Below are 16145 nucleotides of genomic sequence, written 5' to 3'. Positions count from 1 at the left end.
CTCTTTTTGGGTCAGCGAGACGGCACAGTGCACGACAATACCTACCTTCCCGATCACTTCTTGCACCATATTGCGGCCATCATGCCGGCACATCTCTCCATGGATGAATTCGTAGCCAGTTGTCGGCGTCCGCTGCGCCGCAGCATACGGGTCAACACCCTGAAGATCTCGGTGCCCACTTTTATCGAACAGATGCAACCGCTGGGCTGGCAGCTCGAGCCCGTGCCTTGGTGCGAGACCGGTTTCTGGTTGACCCGGGCCGATGAGTCCGTGCCCCTTGGCAATACCGCAGAGCACCTGAGCGGCCTCTTTTATATTCAGGAAGCGAGCTCCATGTTGCCGGTGACGGCGCTATTTGCCAGCGATCAGGTCAAGCGAGATGGCATGCTGCTGGATGCGGCGGCAGCCCCTGGTTCCAAGACCACCCAGATCGCGGCCTTGATGAACAACCAGGGCATGCTGGTTGCCAATGAATATTCCAGCAGCCGGCTCAAGGTGCTGAGTGCCAACATTCAGCGCTGCGGTGTCACCAATGTGGGCATGACCCACTTCGATGCCAAGGTGTTTGGCCAGTGGTTGCCGGAGACCTTCGACGCCATCTTGCTCGATGCCCCCTGCTCCGGCGAAGGGACGGTACGCAAGGATGAAGATGCCCTGCGCAACTGGAGCATCGAGAGCATCGACGAGATTGCAGCCGTGCAACAAGGGTTGCTGGAGAGCGCGTTTCATGCCCTCAAACCCGGCGGTGTGCTGGTCTACTCCACTTGCACCTTGAGCCAGCAGGAGAACCAGGCGGTCTGTCAGTCCCTGCTGGACAAGTTCGGCGATGCCCTGAGCGTTGACTCGCTGGCCGACCTGTTCCCCCATGCGGAGCAGGCCTGTACGCCTGAAGGGTATCTGCACGTTTGGCCCCAGATCTTCGACAGTGAGGGTTTTTTCGTCGCCAGATTGCGCAAGCATCACTCTGTGCCCAACACCATGTGCAAGCCGGGCAAACTCGGCAAGTTCCCCTTCTCGCCACTGCCGGCCAAAGAGGCCGAGCCCATGTTGCGCGAGATTGAAGCCAATTTTGGTGTGGCCTCCCTGGGGCAGCTGTTTGGTCGCAATGACGAGATCTGGCTCTTCCCTCACCTATTTGGGCAGGTGCAGGGCAAGCTGCGTTTCGATCGCATCGGCATCAAGCTGGCGGAGACCTTCAAGAAGGGTTATCGCCTGACTCATGAGTGGGCGCTGGCCTATGGCGACAAGGCCACTTTGGGAGTTATCGAACTCGACAGCGCCAATGCGCGGGAGTTCATGATGGGGCGGGATGTCTGGCCAGTGCAGGAGGCTGGCTCGGGCGAGGTGATCGTTCGTTATCAGGGGCACACCCTGGGCATGGGGAAGTGGGTCGGCAGCCGGGTCAAGAATGCCCTACCCCGCGAACTGGTGCGCGACAACAATCTGTTCGGCGCCTGAGTGCGTGATGACTCGCGTCTGATCGAGTCTTAAAAACCCACACTCGGGTTGAACTTTTGTGCGGATCTTGAAAAGCCTTGAGCCTTGTCTAAGCTTAAGGCTATCCGAACACCAGTTAGCGCACGGCTCTGCAAGGAGCCAATTCCCCTATGCCAGGTACAAGGAATTCGTACCTGGCTTTTTTTATGTCCGGACGTTCTGTATTCTGCCTTTCACTCAAGCACATCTGCCATCTCTTGCTCAACCAGGGGTTGGGATGACAGCTCATGTTGATAGAGCAGATCGATCGCTTGTTCGATGAGCGAAGCTTGGCTGTCTTCAAGGTGCATCCCCAATTCCTGTAACCTCTCGGCGTGGCGATTGCTTATCCAGCACTGCAACCGGCTATGGGTTTCCTGTTTGCGTTTCACATGCTGGCGTTGTCGTTCGGCATTGTTGTGTGGAGCAGCCGCTTGGGGCTCATTCACGTTTATTTCCTGGCTCATATGACCTTGCAATGTTTTGCTTTAACGTTTGTTATCTCTTACCTGTGGCGCATTGTTGCCTGAACAAGAGGACTTTCCCCTTCCATCGGGCACCTTGGCAAAGCGCGATAAATATATCATCAGATCAACAAGATGCAATTTAACATAAAAAATGCAGTGACGCGGAATGTCACAACAAGCCATCCAGGGCGTGATCGGAGAACTTGTGGGCGTCGTCGAAATACTCCTGTAGGGTACGCATGTCCTTGTGGCGAGTCACCTCGATGATCTTGTTCATGGGTTTGCCGGCGGTGACGGCCGAGGTGATGAATCCCCGTCGCAGGCTGTGGCCACTGACATAGAGATCGTCGATGGCCTGGCCGGTACGCCGTTTGATCATCAGGTTTATCCCCTGGGGACCGAGGGGTTCCGACATAAGCTGACCCCAGCGGTTCATGCGACGAAACAGCGCCCCCTCGCCGATCCGGCTTTTTTTAAGCCAGGTGTGCAGCGCCGAGACGGGACAATATTGCTTGCCGGGTATGATGGCTATCTCGGTTTCATGGAGCTGATGCTTGCTCGGCTTGAGTCGAAGCCGGATCCCCTGCCCCACAAAATCGAGGTCGCTGACCTCGATTCTGGCCGCCTCCGAGCGGCGCAAGGCACCACTGAACATCAACAGCAGCAGGGTGTGATCGCGCAAACCGGCCAGGTTGGAGGTGTCGATTTCATCGAGTACCCTGGCCAGCGGTTGCAGGGTTAGCGCCCCCGTCTTGCGCTTGCGGCTATCACCAAGACGCACAATGCCACGCATCATCTCCTTGATTTCGGCATGCTCGGTCGGCATGGGATGAACGCCCTTCTGCTTGAAGGCGTAGCGGATCCCGGCCAGTCGCCTGACCAGGGTCGCAGGTTTGCGTGGTTCACCATTGCGTAGTTCCCCTTTCCCTTCCTCTTTATCCAGCCACACCCAGTCCGCCAATATGCCATCGGCCTGATCCGCCAGAAAATTCATGATGTCGTGATGAGTGGTTTGCAGCGGGTCAAGCCCGTGGAGCTGGCACCAGAATACGAAGATACGGGTATCAGCCTGATAGGCATTGAGGGTGGAATCCGCCTTGGCACTGCGCAAGAAGCGTCTCGCCCGACTATTGAGCTGAGGATCGAACACAGTCTGCAATGACTGATGAGCTGAGGGGGAAAGGGTCGGATAAGCCACGTAAGTCTATGATTCAATATAAAGTTTGAGAGGATCTTACAGGATCCTTCATATACATCAAGTATCGATAATGAATATTATCGATATTTATAGAGACCTTGATTAAACCTTTTGAACCTCGATGCTCACCTGCAGCAACAGCATCTTTAGTACGCCGGTTTATCCGCGATGTCATTATGCTGACATTCAATAACAGTGAGAGATAACGGGTTGCATAGACAATACTGACGAGGGAAAAGTATGCGGGTGATTTGAAATAAAGAGGCCCCGTTATCCGGGGCCTCGTCTTCTATTTTTTTGCCAACTTGAACAGTTCGAAGAAGTTGCGGCTGGTCGCTTCCGCCAACTCGGCCAGCGAGATCTGGCGAAGGTCAGCAACGAACTGGGCAATATCGCGTACGAAGGCGGGTTCGTTCTCCCTCCCCCGATGAGGAACGGGGGCAAGATAGGGAGAGTCCGTTTCGACCAGCAAGCGCGCCAGCGGCAGCGCCTTGACCACGGCTTGCAGCGCGGACGCATTCTTGAAGGTCGCTATGCCGGAAATGGAAATATAAAAGCCCATCTCCATCGCGGCCTGGGCCATTTCCAGGGATTCGGTGAAACAGTGCAACACACCACCCACCTGGTCGGCGCCCTCTTCACGCATGATCTGCAGGGTATCTTGCTGGGCATCACGGGTGTGTATTATCAGCGGCTTGTTCAAGGCACGGGCGACCCGGATGTGTTCGCGGAAGGAGGCTTGCTGTACCTCCTTGTTTTCCGGCGAGTAGAAGTAGTCGAGCCCGGTTTCCCCTATGGCCACCACTCTTTCATCGCTGGCCTGCGTCAGCAACAGCTCGGCATCGACACCGGGTTCCTGATTGAGCGGATGCACGCCGCAGGAAGCAAACACCTGGGGATAAGGGGCGATCGCCGCCAACATGGTCGGAAACTGTGCCTGGGTGACGCTCACACACAGAAAGTATCCCACCTCCTGCTGCGCAGCCTTGGCCAGCACGTCGGCCATGTCGGTCTGCTTGCTGCCATAGCTGAGGCGATCGAGGTGGCAATGGGAATCAACGAGTAACATAAAGAACCTTTGCGTCTTGTCAGATTTATAACCAGCGGCTGAGCCAGTTCATCAGATGAATGGTGGGATTGGAGAGCTGGCCAGGTTGGCAGGCGGCCTTGAGCGCCACGAGCTGCTGCTCCGCCTCCAGCAACTTTTCGCTGGAGTTGCCCTCGGCCAGCTGCTGGCTGAGGGCCGCCAGATCCGGCATCGCCAGCTGATGATGACCGCAGCCGGCCTGAGTCTTGAGTGCATCGCACAAGAACAGCTGCAACCAGTGCAGTCTGACCTGAGTTTCATCCGCCAGCTGGCTGCAAACATGGGTGGCCCGAGTCGGGGTCAGTGACAGGGAAACGAAACTCTCCAGCAACTCCCGGCGTTTGCCATCCTGCTGCTCGTCGATGTAACGCAACACCCGCAGTGGAGCCCCCTGGCAGATCCGCACCTGGGCCAATGTGGCCTGGTGACCCTGCTCGGCCAGCCAGCGCACTGTCTCCCCTTCCGTCGGCAACTGGCAGACGTGCTTGTGACAGCGGCTCAGGATAGTGGGCAACAGACGGGAAACCTGGGAGGCAATCAGCAGCAAGAGACTGTCGCCGGCCGGCTCTTCCAATGTTTTCAGCAAGGCGTTGGCGGCGGATTCCGTCATGCGCTCCGCATCCGGGATGATCACCACTTTGCCCCGGCCGAGCTGGGCCGAGTTCTGCAAGCGAGCACAGATCTCGCGAATGGCCTCGACCCCTATGGTCTTACTGTCGACTGTAACGGTACCAAGATCCGGGTGATGTCCCTTGTCAAACAGCTGGCAGGAGTGGCACTGGCCGCAGGGTTCTCCCCGATTCGGTTGCTGGCAGAGGTGCAAGCGCGCCAATCGTTCTGCAAGCTGCTCCTTGCCAAGACCGGGGTCCCCGAGCAGCAGCCAGGCATGGCCAAGCCGACCGGCCTGGGACGTCTGGCTCAGGGCATGCCAATCCGGGATCAGCCAGGGATACATACGCGCTCGTTCGACAGGTAGTGGTCCAGTGCGGCCTCGATGGCGGCTTTGACCTGACCCGGGGTTTGTCCGGCATCGATCACCCGGATGAAATCATCCTTGGCAGCCAGTTCGAGATAACGGCTGCGAGTGCGCTCGAAGAAGCTGAGCTGCTCCAGTTCGATCCTGTCCAGCTCACCACGATGACGGGCCCGCTGCAAACCAAGGGCAGGATCGATATCGAGATAGAGGGTGAGATCCGGCTTGAAGTCACCGAGCACCGCCTGCTTGATGGCACCGATGAGGTTGGCATCGATACCGCGACCGCCGCCCTGATAGGCTTGGGAGGAGAGATCATGGCGATCCCCCACCACCCAGCGACCCTCAGCCAGTGCCGGCTTGATCCGGGTCTCGACCAGTTGCACCCGGGAGGCGTACATGAGCAGCAACTCGGCTTCTATGATGAGGCGCTCGTCGTGCACCTCTTTGACGATGGCGCGCATTCGCTCGGCCAGCGGGGTTCCCCCGGGCTCACGGGTGCACTCAATCTTGTCGATACCGTGGCGTTGCAGATAATCGGTGACATAACGCACCGCGGAGCTCTTCCCTGCCCCCTCCAGTCCTTCAATCACAATAAATTTAGACATTAGGGTTTCTTCAATATGTATTCGCGAACCGCCCGATTGTGTTCATCGAGGGTCTTGGAGAAATAGTGGGCACCGCCCCCCTTGGCGACGAAATAGAGATAGTCGGTCGACTTGGGGTTGAGGGCCGCTTCGATGGAAGCCTTGCCGGGCATGGCGATGGGCGTAGGCGGCAGGCCATCGATCACATAGGTGTTGTACGGATTCACGTCCGTCAGATCGCTGCGGCGGATATTGCCATCGTAACGATCCTTGACCCCGTAGATGACGGTGGGATCTGTCTGCAGCTTCATGCCAAGACGCAAGCGGTTGACGAACACGGAGGCGATCTGCGCCCGCTCGTCTGGCTGGCCCGTCTCTTTTTCGATGATGGAGGCCATGATCAGCGCCTCATAAGGGGTCTTATAGGGCAGATTGGCCTGGCGCTTGTCCCAGCTCTGTTGCAAGAAAGCCCTCATATCCTGATAGGCACGACGCAGGATCGAGATGTCACTGGCATGGGTGGTATAGGCGTAGGTTTCCGGCAGGAACCAGCCCTCCAGCTTGCCATTGTCGATGCCAAGCTCGTGAGCCAGGTCAGCTTCAGATTGCTCCACGGTCAGCCGCTCCAGATAGGGCGCGCCGGAGAGCAGCTTCAGCCAATCCTCAAAACGGGAGCCCTCGACGAAGGTGAGGCTGAAGTGAAACTCCTTGCCAGATGCAAACAGAGAGAGGGTATCTTTAAGTGGCGCCCCTTCCTTGATCTCGTAGGTACCGGATTTGATGGCAACCAGCTCGGGATGGCCTCGCAGCCAGAGTCGCACGGCCCAGGGACTGGTTTCCCCTTCCCCCAGCTCGGCGATCAGGCGCGCCGCATGGGCCCCTTTCTCGACGGTAAAGAGGCGAGTCGGCCCCTTGTTGGTGAGCGTCTCCACCTGCTGCCACTTGTAATGTACATAGCCCCCGGCCACGGCGACTGTCAGCGCCGCGCCCGCGAGCAGGGTGTAAAGCCGATTAAACTTCAATGACCAAACGCTCCTGTAAACGGCGGATCAATACCGGGCTCGGATACTGAGTATCCCCAATGCCGGTCACCGGCACTATGCCCATCAGGGTATTGGTCAGCCATACCTCTTCGGCCTGCCACAGTGACTCTAACGGAGCCTCCACGACACGCAGTTCAATACTCATCTGTTTTAGCATCGCCATCACATGGCGCCGCATGATGCCATCAATACCACAGTGGGAAAGATCCGGTGTAAACACCGTCTTGCCACGGCGCCAAAACAGATTGGCACTGACACCTTCTACCAGAAATCCGCGACTGTTCAAGACTATACCTTCGACTCCCGAACTCGCTGCAAGTTCGCTTTTCAGCAACACCTGCTCCAGCCGGTTCAGGGTCTTGAGTCCGGCCAGCATGGGAGCGTCACCGAGCCGTTGCTGACAAACCAGCAGTGGAATGCCGTTTTGCTGCCAACTCTGATAGTGGCTCGGGTAATCAGCAAGGGAGACGATGCGGGTCGGCGTTTGGCAGTCGCTGCCGTCATAGCCTCGGCCACCTGTGCCACGGGTCAGCATCACCTTGGCGACAGCCAGCGTCTGGCCGGCGGCAAGCTGCGCCACCTCGCGGGTCAGGGTTGACCAGTCCGTCTCGGCAAACCCGAGTCTGGCACTGGCCTGCTGCAGGCGCGCCAGATGGGCCGGCCACCAGACAACCTGACCATGCTTGATCAGCATGGTGGTGAAATGACCATCCCCATAGGCCAGCCCACGATCCCTGGCAGACACAGCATCTGTCTGCATTCCATTGATAAGCAAAAGGATCCCTCCGATAAAAAAGGCCCGATACTGACGTATCGGGCCCATACTGTCCGCCCTGGGGCGAATTATACGCGTTTGAAGATCAGTGAGCCATTGGTGCCACCAAAACCGAAGGAATTGGAGAGGGCATACTCAAAGTGGCCAGCCTTGGCCACGTGAGGCACCAGATCCAGATCACACTCTTCATCCGGGTTGTCCAGATTGATGGTGGGCGGTGCCACCTGATCACGCAGCGCCAGCACTGTGATGATGGCTTCGATCGCGCCCGCCGCACCCAGCAGATGGCCGGTCATGGACTTGGTGGAGCTGATCATCAGGGCGCTGGCATGTTCGCCAAACACCTGCTTCATGCCGCGCAACTCGGCCACATCCCCCAGTGGGGTGGAGGTACCGTGAGCATTGATGTAACCAATCTGCTCGGGGGCAATGCCGGCATCCTTGATGGCGTTCTTCATGGCGCGAGCGCCACCGTTGCCATCAGCGGGCGGTGCCGTCATGTGATAGGCGTCGCCACTCATGCCAAAGCCAACCAGCTCGGCATAGATCTTGGCGCCGCGGGCCCTGGCGTGTTCGTACTCTTCCAGTACCAGCACACCGGCGCCATCACCCAGCACGAAACCATCGCGATCCTTGTCCCACGGACGGCTTGCCTTTTGCGGCTCGTCGTTGCGGGTAGAGAGCGCCTTGGCAGCCGCGAAACCACCCATCCCCATCGGGGTGGAGGCTTTCTCGGTACCACCGGCCACCATCACGTCCGCATCGCCATAGGCGATCATGCGGCCGGCCATGCCGATGGCATGGGTACCCGTGGTACAGGCTGTGGTCACGGCTATGTTGGGGCCTTGCAGTCCCTTCATGATGGAAAGATGACCGGACACCATATTGATGATGGTGGACGGTACGAAGAAGGGGCTCAGCTTGCGCGGGCCACCGTTGATCAGGCTGCTGTGGTTCTGTTCAATCAGACCCAGACCGCCGATGCCGGAACCTATGGCCACGCCAACCCGTTCTGCGTTCTCTTCGTTGATCACCAGACCCGAGTCATCCAGTGCCTGGATCCCCGCCGCTACGCCGTACTGGATGAAGGGATCCATCTTGCGGGCTTCTTTGCGGTTGATGCCGTACTGTTCGGGATCAAACTCTTTGACCTGGCCTGCGAAACGGGTCGCAAACTCGCTGGCATCAAAGTGTTCGATGGGAGAAATGCCGCTCTGCCCGTTGAGCAGGGCTTGCCAGCTGGATTCGGCAGTGTTGCCCACCGGGGAAAGCATCCCCAGGCCGGTCACCACGACTCTGCGTTTTGACACTGAGCTAGTCTCCGAGAGCTATTTTGAAAGGGGTAAACATAAAAGAAGCGGCCCTTGGGCCGCTTCTTTCAGAACAGGAACTTATTCCTGATTAGCGGTGATGTAATCGATAGCCGCTTGAACAGTGGTGATCTTCTCGGCTTCTTCATCAGGAATTTCGGTATCGAATTCTTCTTCCAGCGCCATTACCAGTTCAACGGTATCCAAAGAGTCAGCGCCCAGGTCGTCGACGAAGGAGGCAGCGTTTTTAACGTCTTCCTCTTTAACACCCAGTTGTTCGATGATGATTTTCTTTACGCGTTCTTCGATGTTGCTCATGACCTGAATTTTCCTTTAAAAATACGCTATTGCGTCTGGTTGGGGTAGTTTATTCAATTGACGTGAGTTTGCAAGTAGCTTGCCGCTGGTCAAACCACGAAATTCGCCAAACTTCGGCGTACTATCGCAAATTTGAACAGATCTCACGACAAATTGATTACACCATGTACATCCCGCCATTAACATGCAGGGTTTCGCCAGTGATATAGGCGGCGTCATCAGATGCCAAGAATACCACAGCTGCGGCAATTTCTTTTGGATCGCCCAAACGGGCAGCAGGCACCTGATTCATGATGCCGGCACGTTGATCGTCATTCAGGGCACGGGTCATGTCGGTCTCGATGAAACCGGGCGCAACCGCATTCACTGTGATACCACGGGATGCCACTTCCCGTGCCAACGATTTGGTAAAGCCAACCAGGCCCGCCTTGGCGGCGGCATAGTTGACCTGGCCCGCATTGCCCATGGTACCGACCACGGAGCCAATGCTGATGATGCGGCCATGACGCTTCTTCATCATGGCACGCAATACCGGCTTGCTCAGACGGTACAGTGAGGTGAGATTGGTGTCGATGATTTCATTCCACTCATCATCTTTCATGCGCATCAACAGGTTGTCGCGGGTGATGCCGGCATTGTTGATCAGGATGTCGATGTCGCCAAAACGAGCCTTGATGGCCGCAAAGACAGTTTCGATGGATTCCGGACTGGTCACGTTCAGTGCCATGCCGCAACCCTGCTCACCCAGATAGGCACTGATCGCCGCTGCGCCGCTTTCGCTGGTCGCAGTGCCGACGACTTTCGCGCCACGGGCCGCAAATGTTTCGGCAATCGCCCGGCCGATGCCACGACTGGCACCGGTCACCAACACAACCTTATCGGTAAAACTCATGATCTGCTCCTGTTTACTTGGACTGGGCCAGCGCCAGCTCGAAAGAGGCGGCATCGTTGGCATGAATGCCTTCCACGCGCTTGTCGATGCGCTTGGCCAGCCCGGTCAATACCTTGCCCGGCCCCATCTCGATCTCGAGGGTGACACCCTCATTGGCCATCCGCTCCACCGTCTCGGACCAACGGACCGGACTGAACAGCTGACGCACCAGGGCCTGCTTGATGGCGGCCGGATCCTGTTCACAGGACACGTCGACATTATTGATGACTGCGATGGTTGGAACCTTGATCTCGATCCCGTCCAGCGCAGCCGCCAGTTTTTCTGCCGCCGGTTTCATCAGGGCACAGTGGGAGGGTACGGAGACCGGCAGCGGCAGCGCACGCTTGGCGCCAGACTCTTTCATCAAGACATTGGCGCGCTCAACCGCTTCCTTGTGACCGGCGATCACCACCTGGCCCGGGGAGTTGAAGTTGACCGGAGACACTACCTGACCTTGCGCCGCTTTTTCGCAGTTGGCGGCGATGGCCTCGTTGTCCAGACCTATGATGGCGGCCATGGCGCCTGTCCCTTCCGGTACCGCTTCCTGCATGGCCAGACCACGCAGTTCAACCAGTTTGACCGCGTCGCCAAAGGCCAAGGCACCGCTGCACACCAGGGCGGAATATTCCCCCAGGCTGTGACCGGCCATGACGGCGGGGGTTGCCCCACCCTGCTGTTGCCACAGACGCCACAGCGCGACGGAGGCGGTCAGCAGCGCTGGCTGGGTACGCCAGGTCTTGTTCAGATCTTCAACCGGACCATCCATGACCAGAGCGAACAGGTCATAACCCAGCACCTGGCTCGCCTCGGCGAAGGTTTCCTTGATCACGGCGTGTTGCTCGGCCAGCTCGGCCAGCATGCCGACGGTTTGGGAGCCTTGTCCCGGGAAGGCAATGGCAAATTGGGTCATCATTGATTCCTTTAAGGTAAGACGAAAACGAAATCGGTCGCGGGATGGTGCAGGGCCCCCTCCCGCTGAAGATCAGAGGCGAACCAGCGCCGAGCCCCAGGCAAAACCACCGCCGAAAGCCTCCAGCAGCACCAGCTGACCCGGTTTGATCCGGCCGTCGCGCACCCCTTCATCGAAGGCGATGGGCACGGAGGCGGCAGAGGTGTTGCCGTGCTTGTCGAGGGTCAGTACCACCTTGTCGAGGCTCATGCCGAGCTTCTTGGCGGTCGCACTGATGATGCGGAAATTGGCCTGGTGCGGCACCAGCCAGTCGAGCTCGCTCGGCTCGACACCGGCAGCGGCCAGGGTTTCGGTCACCAGCTCGCTCAGACGGGTTACCGCCACCTTGAACACATCGTTGCCCTTCATATACATGTAGGCTTCGAGTTCGGCGCCTGGCATGCCCCGACGGGGTTGCGGCAGCTTGAGCAGATCGCCATAACGGCCATCGGCATGGAGGTGGGTCGACAGTATCCCTGGCGTCTCGCTGGCACCGATCACCACGGCACCCGCCCCATCCCCGAAAATGATGATGGTGCCGCGATCTTGCGGATCGCACATGCGGGACAGCACATCGGCACCGACGACCAGCACATGGCGGGCGGCGCCGGATTTGACGAACTGATCGGCGATGGAGAGTGCGTAGGTGAAACCGGCACAGGCGGCCGCCACATCAAATGCGGGGATACCGGGCACGCCGAGCAGCCCCTGCAGCTCGCAGGCGGCGGCCGGGAAGGCGTTCTCGGCGCTGGTGGTGGCCAGCACTATCATGTCGAGATCGGCTGCGGTCAGACCCGCAGCATCCAGGGCGCGCAGGGCGGCCTGGTGAGACAAGGTGGCGACGGTTTCGTCGGCACCGGCAATACGGCGTTCACGGATCCCGGTACGTTCCACGATCCACTCATCACTGGTTTCAACCATTTGCTCGAGATCGGCGTTGGTACGCACTGAACTCGGCAGATAACTGCCAGTACCCAGAATTTTGCTATGCATAGAGTTCTTATAGATCCCTGTCGGAAAAGACAGATTCAAGGCGATCTGCTATTTGCAATGGAAGTTGATGCTTGGCCTCTTGTGCGGCCAGCAGGATCGCATTACACAGAGCGCGCCGTTCGGCCCGCCCATGGCTTTTTACCACAATGCCGCGCAATCCTAACAGACTTGCGCCGTTATACTGGTCGGGGTTCAGGTAAGAAAAACGTCGTTTGAACATAAATCCGGCGATACGACCAAGAAAACTGCGTTTCTTGCGGGGATATCCGGCCAGCTGGGCCATCATCCGTACCACACCTTCCGCCGTCTTGAGGGCAACGTTGCCGACAAAGCCGTCGCAGACAATCACGTCGCACTCACCGCTGAAGATGCGATCCCCCTCGACGAAACCGACAAAATTGAGGGCACTGCACTGACGCAGCAGCTCTGCGCTGTGACGCACCAGATCGTTGCCCTTGATCTCCTCCTCCCCCACGTTGAGCAAGGCGACCCGGGGAAAGGCGATGCCTTCCACCTTCTCGGCCACCACTGAGCCCATCACCGCAAATTGCAGCAGGGTGTCGGCATCGCAGCTCACGTTAGCCCCCAGATCCAGCATCACGGTACGCTTGCCACTCAAGGTCGGCAGCGCCTTGATGAGCGCGGGTCTGTCGACGCCGGGCAGGGACTTGAGCACACACTTGGCCATGGCCATCAACGCACCGGTATTGCCGGCACTGACGCAGGCATCGGCCTCACCGGCTTTCACCAGATTGAGCACAACCCGCATGGAGGAGTCTTTCAGGGTACGCAGCGCCACGATCGGCTTGTCGCCCATGCCAACCACCTGGGATGCATGTACGAAACGAACGCGAGGATGAGTCAGCAAGCCATGTTGCTGCAACAAGGAGGTAGTCTGGTGCTGATCACCGACCAGGATCAGTTTTAACTGGGGCAAAAGAGACAGTGCCTGCACGGCGGCAGGCACTGTTTCCGAGGGGCCAATATCTCCCCCCATTATGTCTAGCGCGACAGTTTGCGTAGACAAAGGCAATCCTTAAGCGATTACCTTTTTACCGCGGTAGAAACCATCGGCAGTCACGTGGTGACGACGATGAATTTCACCACTGGTCTGATCAACAGTCAGAGCTGCACTGGTCAGCGCATCGTGTGAACGACGCATGCCACGCTTGGCACGGGTTTTACGGTTCTGTTGTACGGCCATTGTAGGCTAACTCCTAGATTCACTTACGTTTAAGCTCTTCAAGAACTGCAAAGGGATTCGGCCGCTCATCAGCAGGTTCGATATCACCCCAAGTCATCTCCATGTTACCGCGCGGGCAAGCATCCATCGGATGCATCGCCACCTGAGGCAACGAGAGGATGAGTTCATCCTCCAGGATTTGATGAAGATCTATCTCGCCGTTTTCGTCCAACTCAATGGGCTCATAAGCTTCCGGCAGTTCTTCCTCGTTTGTTTTTTCAAACAGCGGAGTGTAGATAAAATCAGCTTCACAAAGGTGTTCGAATGTATCTCCACAACGCTGGCAAACCAGGTCAACCTTGGCATGGGCAGTGCCTTTCATAACGGTCAACTTCTGGACATCTTTGCCAAAGTGCAGTGATACGTCGACATCACTCTGCAAGCCTGCGGTTGATGCTTCCAGCCTGGGCATCTGCGACTTTTCCACTATCCCGACATAGTCGAGCAGCTTCAAGGCATTACGGACTGGATCAACCTTAACGGGCAACTTCACCTTTTGCATAGGGCGCGAATATTATAGGTCCAACAACTGATAGTCAAAGGAAAAAGTCCTTACCGCCGATGATTTTAACCATACAAGTCCCTGAGATGCCGGGACTTGTTCTCATCGGTGGCTGATTATGCCATAAACCTGAGGATCCTACACAGGATCCTGCCGGCATTCGGCACATATCGGGTGTGCTGCGGTCTCGCTGACCTTGTATCTGCTGTCCCTTCAGGTGTGCAGATCCGAAGTTTTGTCGTCAAATGACCGCCACAGGGTCCCGCCCCCTTTCATCCGCCGCGGCAATCCGCGGGCAATGCCTGCTATCTGGCGGCAGCGGTCAGCGTGAAAGCCAAGTCTGCCACCTTAGTCCAACACCACTGCAGTCGACCGAGGCACTGATGTGACAGGGAGAGGATACCGGTTCACAGATGCATGGGAGGCAGCTCTTTCATGCCAAGTCATGACCGTCTTTCATTCACGCCCCCCTGTAGTTACCAGCAGGTTCTTATATCCAGCCATCGATTAACGATATTGAGCCTTGCTGAAAAAAGGGTTTTATCACGGTCAGCAAGGACACAGTCAATATTGGGTGAAGGTGAAATAGAAGTAACGCCCTTGTATGACTGAGGTGGGAAACTTTTTATATACATTGTTCTGATTGCATGTCATGTCTGACACCAAGTAATTATCGAAACTTCCCACCATAGATTAACTCGTCAGCAGTGCTGGCGCATGACACATCATCCACATCCATCACTGGGTATAACAAGAGTGGGTCTCGAGGTTCATGAATGATGTTTTACTCGCATCCAGCAGAACGGGGGCGCAATGGGCATAACCTGTTGCCCCGTCGGTGGCACGCAGGGTACTGATATAAGTCCCCCGAGGATAGGATATAAAGGTGGAACCTCCCGCCGGCACATCCCTGGTGTCATAAATGCCCTCCCCTATGATTTCAATATAAGCGCTGGCACGGGAACTCTGATTCATCAGCGTCAGACTTACAAAGTCTCTGGGCGTCTGCGCAGCCGCGGCACTGAGCACGTCCATCGCCGCCGGAGCGGCCGCAGGCTGCGCCTCATCAGCCGCCGCGATACCCATAGCACCCAGTGACAAGCACAGCAGGGCTGCAAAAACAGGTGATTTTTTCATGATATATCCTTATATGGTCAGATGGTGACTATCACGGCAAAAAAGATCCCGTTTCTTGAGGGAGGCTATATTAACCCCCTTACCATTGGCCCTCCATTCGGTTCTAACGGATGAAGATATTGGTACCAGAAACGACGATAAGGTAAAAGAGGCGTTAAAACCTGAACTGGAAATTAACCAGGTTCATTTATTTATGTGTGATATGACCACTCTCGGTAAAACAGCTGACAAAAACTTGTCTGCCACAATGCAGATAAAGATGGGAAATGGAAGAAGCATGATAAATATCATGGGATTGGCGCTATATACTATTTCTCATGAAAATGGATATGAGCGACTCACTATTTACCCTGATGGTCTTGCAGTGAAAAGACACAGGCAATTCTATTGATAAGTAGCATATTTAATGCCGCATCCGGCTTAAACCAGAAGAATACACATCAAGACGCAAGTCTGAACAAGGCCTGCCGTCAAGGAATGACCTGGCATAAATGCCACTTGCCAGCCGGATGTTGCCGCGCACAAGTGCAAGGTTGGGGTTGCATGGCCTCCATCAGCCGGCGAATGGCTCGAAAGCTGTCCAGCGCCGCCTGAGTGGCAATCGGATTGATGAGCCAGCTCGGCAGACTGTCGCCCGGGTTGGTGTAGGTTTCAAGACGCACCAGGGTGGTGCCGTTCAGTTGTGGTAATGCCTCCCAGCGCCCTTCACTGGCCTGGATCCGCACTCGCCCCGGATGGGGTGGCAGTGCATCTGGCGCCGACCATACCGTCAGTTGCAGGCTGCAATCGGCGTTGCGCCGCAGGCGAGAGTGGGTGATCAGCTCTCGCTCCTGCACCGGCCAGGGGGCTGACAAGCGGGTATACACCAGATCTTCATCGGGCGCCGGCTTTGCCAACACGCGCACCTCCAGGCTCTGGGGCAGCCACTCCTGATGACGGGCGGTATCGCGCAGCACGGCCAGCAAGGCGGATGGGGGCGCAGCTACGTTCATTTCCAGGCGCAGAGCAAGAAATGCCCCCGGTGGGTGGGCGCGGGTCCATAACAAGATGCCAGCCTCCCCCGTCTGCAGTTGCCACCCTTGTCCCCATGCCGGCAAACAGAGCAGCCACAGCAGCCATATTCCATGTCTCGTCATCTGATGCCCTCGCCTGATCC

The 16145-nt window shown here is 57.1% G+C and carries 19 protein-coding genes; 2 read left to right on the top strand and 17 right to left on the bottom strand.

Annotated features, from left to right (window positions below; translation table 11 throughout):
• The first annotated feature begins 27 nt into the window (after positions 1-27).
• Positions 28-1458, top strand: a complete 1431-nt coding sequence (gene rsmF / locus BN1128_RS03700) for a 16S rRNA (cytosine(1407)-C(5))-methyltransferase RsmF (protein WP_042866492.1) — start codon at positions 28-30, stop codon at positions 1456-1458.
• Between the two features lie 212 nt (positions 1459-1670).
• On the opposite strand, the gene BN1128_RS03695 is transcribed toward rsmF, so the two are convergent.
• The 16 genes from BN1128_RS03695 to BN1128_RS03625 form a co-directional block, all read right to left on the bottom strand.
• Positions 1671-1943 carry a RepB family protein gene (locus tag BN1128_RS03695; protein ID WP_042866394.1) on the bottom strand — a complete coding sequence of 91 codons (273 nt, stop codon included), beginning with the start codon at positions 1941-1943 and terminating at the stop codon, positions 1671-1673.
• A 169-nt stretch (positions 1944-2112) separates the two neighbouring features.
• A complete protein-coding gene (locus BN1128_RS03690; protein WP_244464555.1) occupies positions 2113-3054 on the bottom strand; it encodes a site-specific integrase in 942 nt (313 codons plus the stop codon).
• Between the two features lie 376 nt (positions 3055-3430).
• On the bottom strand, positions 3431-4210 hold the full coding sequence (locus BN1128_RS03685) for a TatD family hydrolase (RefSeq protein WP_042866392.1): 780 nt from the start codon (positions 4208-4210) through the stop codon (positions 3431-3433).
• A 25-nt stretch (positions 4211-4235) separates the two neighbouring features.
• Positions 4236-5183 carry a DNA polymerase III subunit delta' gene (gene holB, locus BN1128_RS03680; protein WP_042866391.1) on the bottom strand — a complete coding sequence of 316 codons (948 nt, stop codon included), beginning with the start codon at positions 5181-5183 and terminating at the stop codon, positions 4236-4238.
• The gene (tmk, locus tag BN1128_RS03675; protein WP_042866390.1) at positions 5168-5809 is read right to left on the bottom strand and encodes a dTMP kinase; all 642 of its coding nucleotides are present in this window, start codon (positions 5807-5809) and stop codon (positions 5168-5170) included. The genes holB and tmk overlap by 16 nt, the downstream gene beginning before the upstream one ends.
• Positions 5809-6810 carry an endolytic transglycosylase MltG gene (gene mltG / locus BN1128_RS03670; protein ID WP_042866388.1) on the bottom strand — a complete coding sequence of 334 codons (1002 nt, stop codon included), beginning with the start codon at positions 6808-6810 and terminating at the stop codon, positions 5809-5811. The genes tmk and mltG overlap by 1 nt, the downstream gene beginning before the upstream one ends.
• Positions 6800-7654: an aminodeoxychorismate lyase gene (gene pabC / locus BN1128_RS03665; RefSeq protein WP_042866385.1), complete on the bottom strand. Its 855-nt coding sequence runs from the start codon at positions 7652-7654 to the stop codon at positions 6800-6802. Before pabC ends, mltG begins: the two co-directional genes overlap by 11 nt.
• A gap of 20 nt (positions 7655-7674) precedes the next feature.
• A complete protein-coding gene (fabF, locus tag BN1128_RS03660; protein ID WP_042866382.1) occupies positions 7675-8916 on the bottom strand; it encodes a beta-ketoacyl-ACP synthase II in 1242 nt (413 codons plus the stop codon).
• Between the two features lie 81 nt (positions 8917-8997).
• Positions 8998-9234 (bottom strand): acyl carrier protein, encoded by a 237-nt coding sequence (gene acpP, locus BN1128_RS03655; RefSeq protein WP_005300909.1) that lies wholly within the window; start codon positions 9232-9234, stop codon positions 8998-9000.
• Positions 9235-9391: 157 nt separating this feature from the next.
• Entirely contained in the window at positions 9392-10126 is a 735-nt protein-coding gene (gene fabG, locus BN1128_RS03650; protein ID WP_042866380.1) for a 3-oxoacyl-ACP reductase FabG, read from the bottom strand.
• Positions 10127-10139: 13 nt separating this feature from the next.
• Positions 10140-11075, bottom strand: a complete 936-nt coding sequence (fabD, locus tag BN1128_RS03645; RefSeq protein ID WP_042866378.1) for an ACP S-malonyltransferase — start codon at positions 11073-11075, stop codon at positions 10140-10142.
• A 72-nt stretch (positions 11076-11147) separates the two neighbouring features.
• Complete coding sequence (locus tag BN1128_RS03640; protein WP_042866376.1) at positions 11148-12107, bottom strand: beta-ketoacyl-ACP synthase III; 960 nt, start codon at positions 12105-12107, stop codon at positions 11148-11150.
• 7 nt (positions 12108-12114) lie between these two features.
• On the bottom strand, positions 12115-13134 hold the full coding sequence (gene plsX / locus BN1128_RS03635; protein ID WP_042866375.1) for a phosphate acyltransferase PlsX: 1020 nt from the start codon (positions 13132-13134) through the stop codon (positions 12115-12117).
• A gap of 9 nt (positions 13135-13143) precedes the next feature.
• On the bottom strand, positions 13144-13311 hold the full coding sequence (gene rpmF / locus BN1128_RS24415) for a 50S ribosomal protein L32 (RefSeq protein WP_005311492.1): 168 nt from the start codon (positions 13309-13311) through the stop codon (positions 13144-13146).
• A gap of 19 nt (positions 13312-13330) precedes the next feature.
• Positions 13331-13852, bottom strand: a complete 522-nt coding sequence (gene yceD / locus BN1128_RS03630) for a 23S rRNA accumulation protein YceD (RefSeq protein ID WP_042866373.1) — start codon at positions 13850-13852, stop codon at positions 13331-13333.
• Between the two features lie 738 nt (positions 13853-14590).
• Positions 14591-14989 carry a hypothetical protein gene (locus BN1128_RS03625; RefSeq protein WP_042866372.1) on the bottom strand — a complete coding sequence of 133 codons (399 nt, stop codon included), beginning with the start codon at positions 14987-14989 and terminating at the stop codon, positions 14591-14593.
• A gap of 55 nt (positions 14990-15044) precedes the next feature.
• On the opposite strand from BN1128_RS03625, the gene BN1128_RS03620 reads away from it, so the two are divergent.
• Positions 15045-15380, top strand: a complete 336-nt coding sequence (locus tag BN1128_RS03620) for a hypothetical protein (protein ID WP_042866371.1) — start codon at positions 15045-15047, stop codon at positions 15378-15380.
• Positions 15381-15459: 79 nt separating this feature from the next.
• Here the strand turns inward: BN1128_RS03620 and BN1128_RS03615 are convergent, their stop codons facing one another.
• Positions 15460-16125: an START domain-containing protein gene (locus BN1128_RS03615; RefSeq protein WP_042866370.1), complete on the bottom strand. Its 666-nt coding sequence runs from the start codon at positions 16123-16125 to the stop codon at positions 15460-15462.
• Positions 16126-16145: the final 20 nt, after the last annotated feature.

Source organism: Aeromonas piscicola, from assembly GCF_000820005.1.
In the GTDB taxonomy this organism is placed as follows: Bacteria; Pseudomonadota; Gammaproteobacteria; order Enterobacterales; family Aeromonadaceae; genus Aeromonas; species Aeromonas piscicola.
This window is presented reverse-complemented; position numbering and strand designations above follow the sequence as displayed.

Bases quoted from the DNA above. Each gene is read 5' to 3' on its own strand.
- BN1128_RS03695 (WP_042866394.1), bottom strand. From the start codon at position 1,943: ATGAGCCAGGAAATAAACGTGAATGAGCCCCAAGCGGCTGCTCCACAC.
- BN1128_RS03685 (WP_042866392.1), bottom strand. From the start codon at position 4,210: ATGTTACTCGTTGATTCCCATTGCCACCTCGATCGCCTCAGCTATGGC.
- holB (WP_042866391.1), bottom strand. From the start codon at position 5,183: ATGTATCCCTGGCTGATCCCGGATTGGCATGCCCTGAGCCAGACGTCC.
- tmk (WP_042866390.1), bottom strand. From the start codon at position 5,809: ATGTCTAAATTTATTGTGATTGAAGGACTGGAGGGGGCAGGGAAGAGC.
- pabC (WP_042866385.1), bottom strand. From the start codon at position 7,654: ATGGGCCCGATACGTCAGTATCGGGCCTTTTTTATCGGAGGGATCCTT.
- acpP (WP_005300909.1), bottom strand. From the start codon at position 9,234: ATGAGCAACATCGAAGAACGCGTAAAGAAAATCATCATCGAACAACTG.
- fabG (WP_042866380.1), bottom strand. From the start codon at position 10,126: ATGAGTTTTACCGATAAGGTTGTGTTGGTGACCGGTGCCAGTCGTGGC.
- fabD (WP_042866378.1), bottom strand. From the start codon at position 11,075: ATGACCCAATTTGCCATTGCCTTCCCGGGACAAGGCTCCCAAACCGTC.
- BN1128_RS03640 (WP_042866376.1), bottom strand. From the start codon at position 12,107: ATGCATAGCAAAATTCTGGGTACTGGCAGTTATCTGCCGAGTTCAGTG.
- rpmF (WP_005311492.1), bottom strand. From the start codon at position 13,311: ATGGCCGTACAACAGAACCGTAAAACCCGTGCCAAGCGTGGCATGCGT.
- yceD (WP_042866373.1), bottom strand. From the start codon at position 13,852: ATGCAAAAGGTGAAGTTGCCCGTTAAGGTTGATCCAGTCCGTAATGCC.
- BN1128_RS03625 (WP_042866372.1), bottom strand. From the start codon at position 14,989: ATGAAAAAATCACCTGTTTTTGCAGCCCTGCTGTGCTTGTCACTGGGT.
- BN1128_RS03615 (WP_042866370.1), bottom strand. From the start codon at position 16,125: ATGACGAGACATGGAATATGGCTGCTGTGGCTGCTCTGTTTGCCGGCA.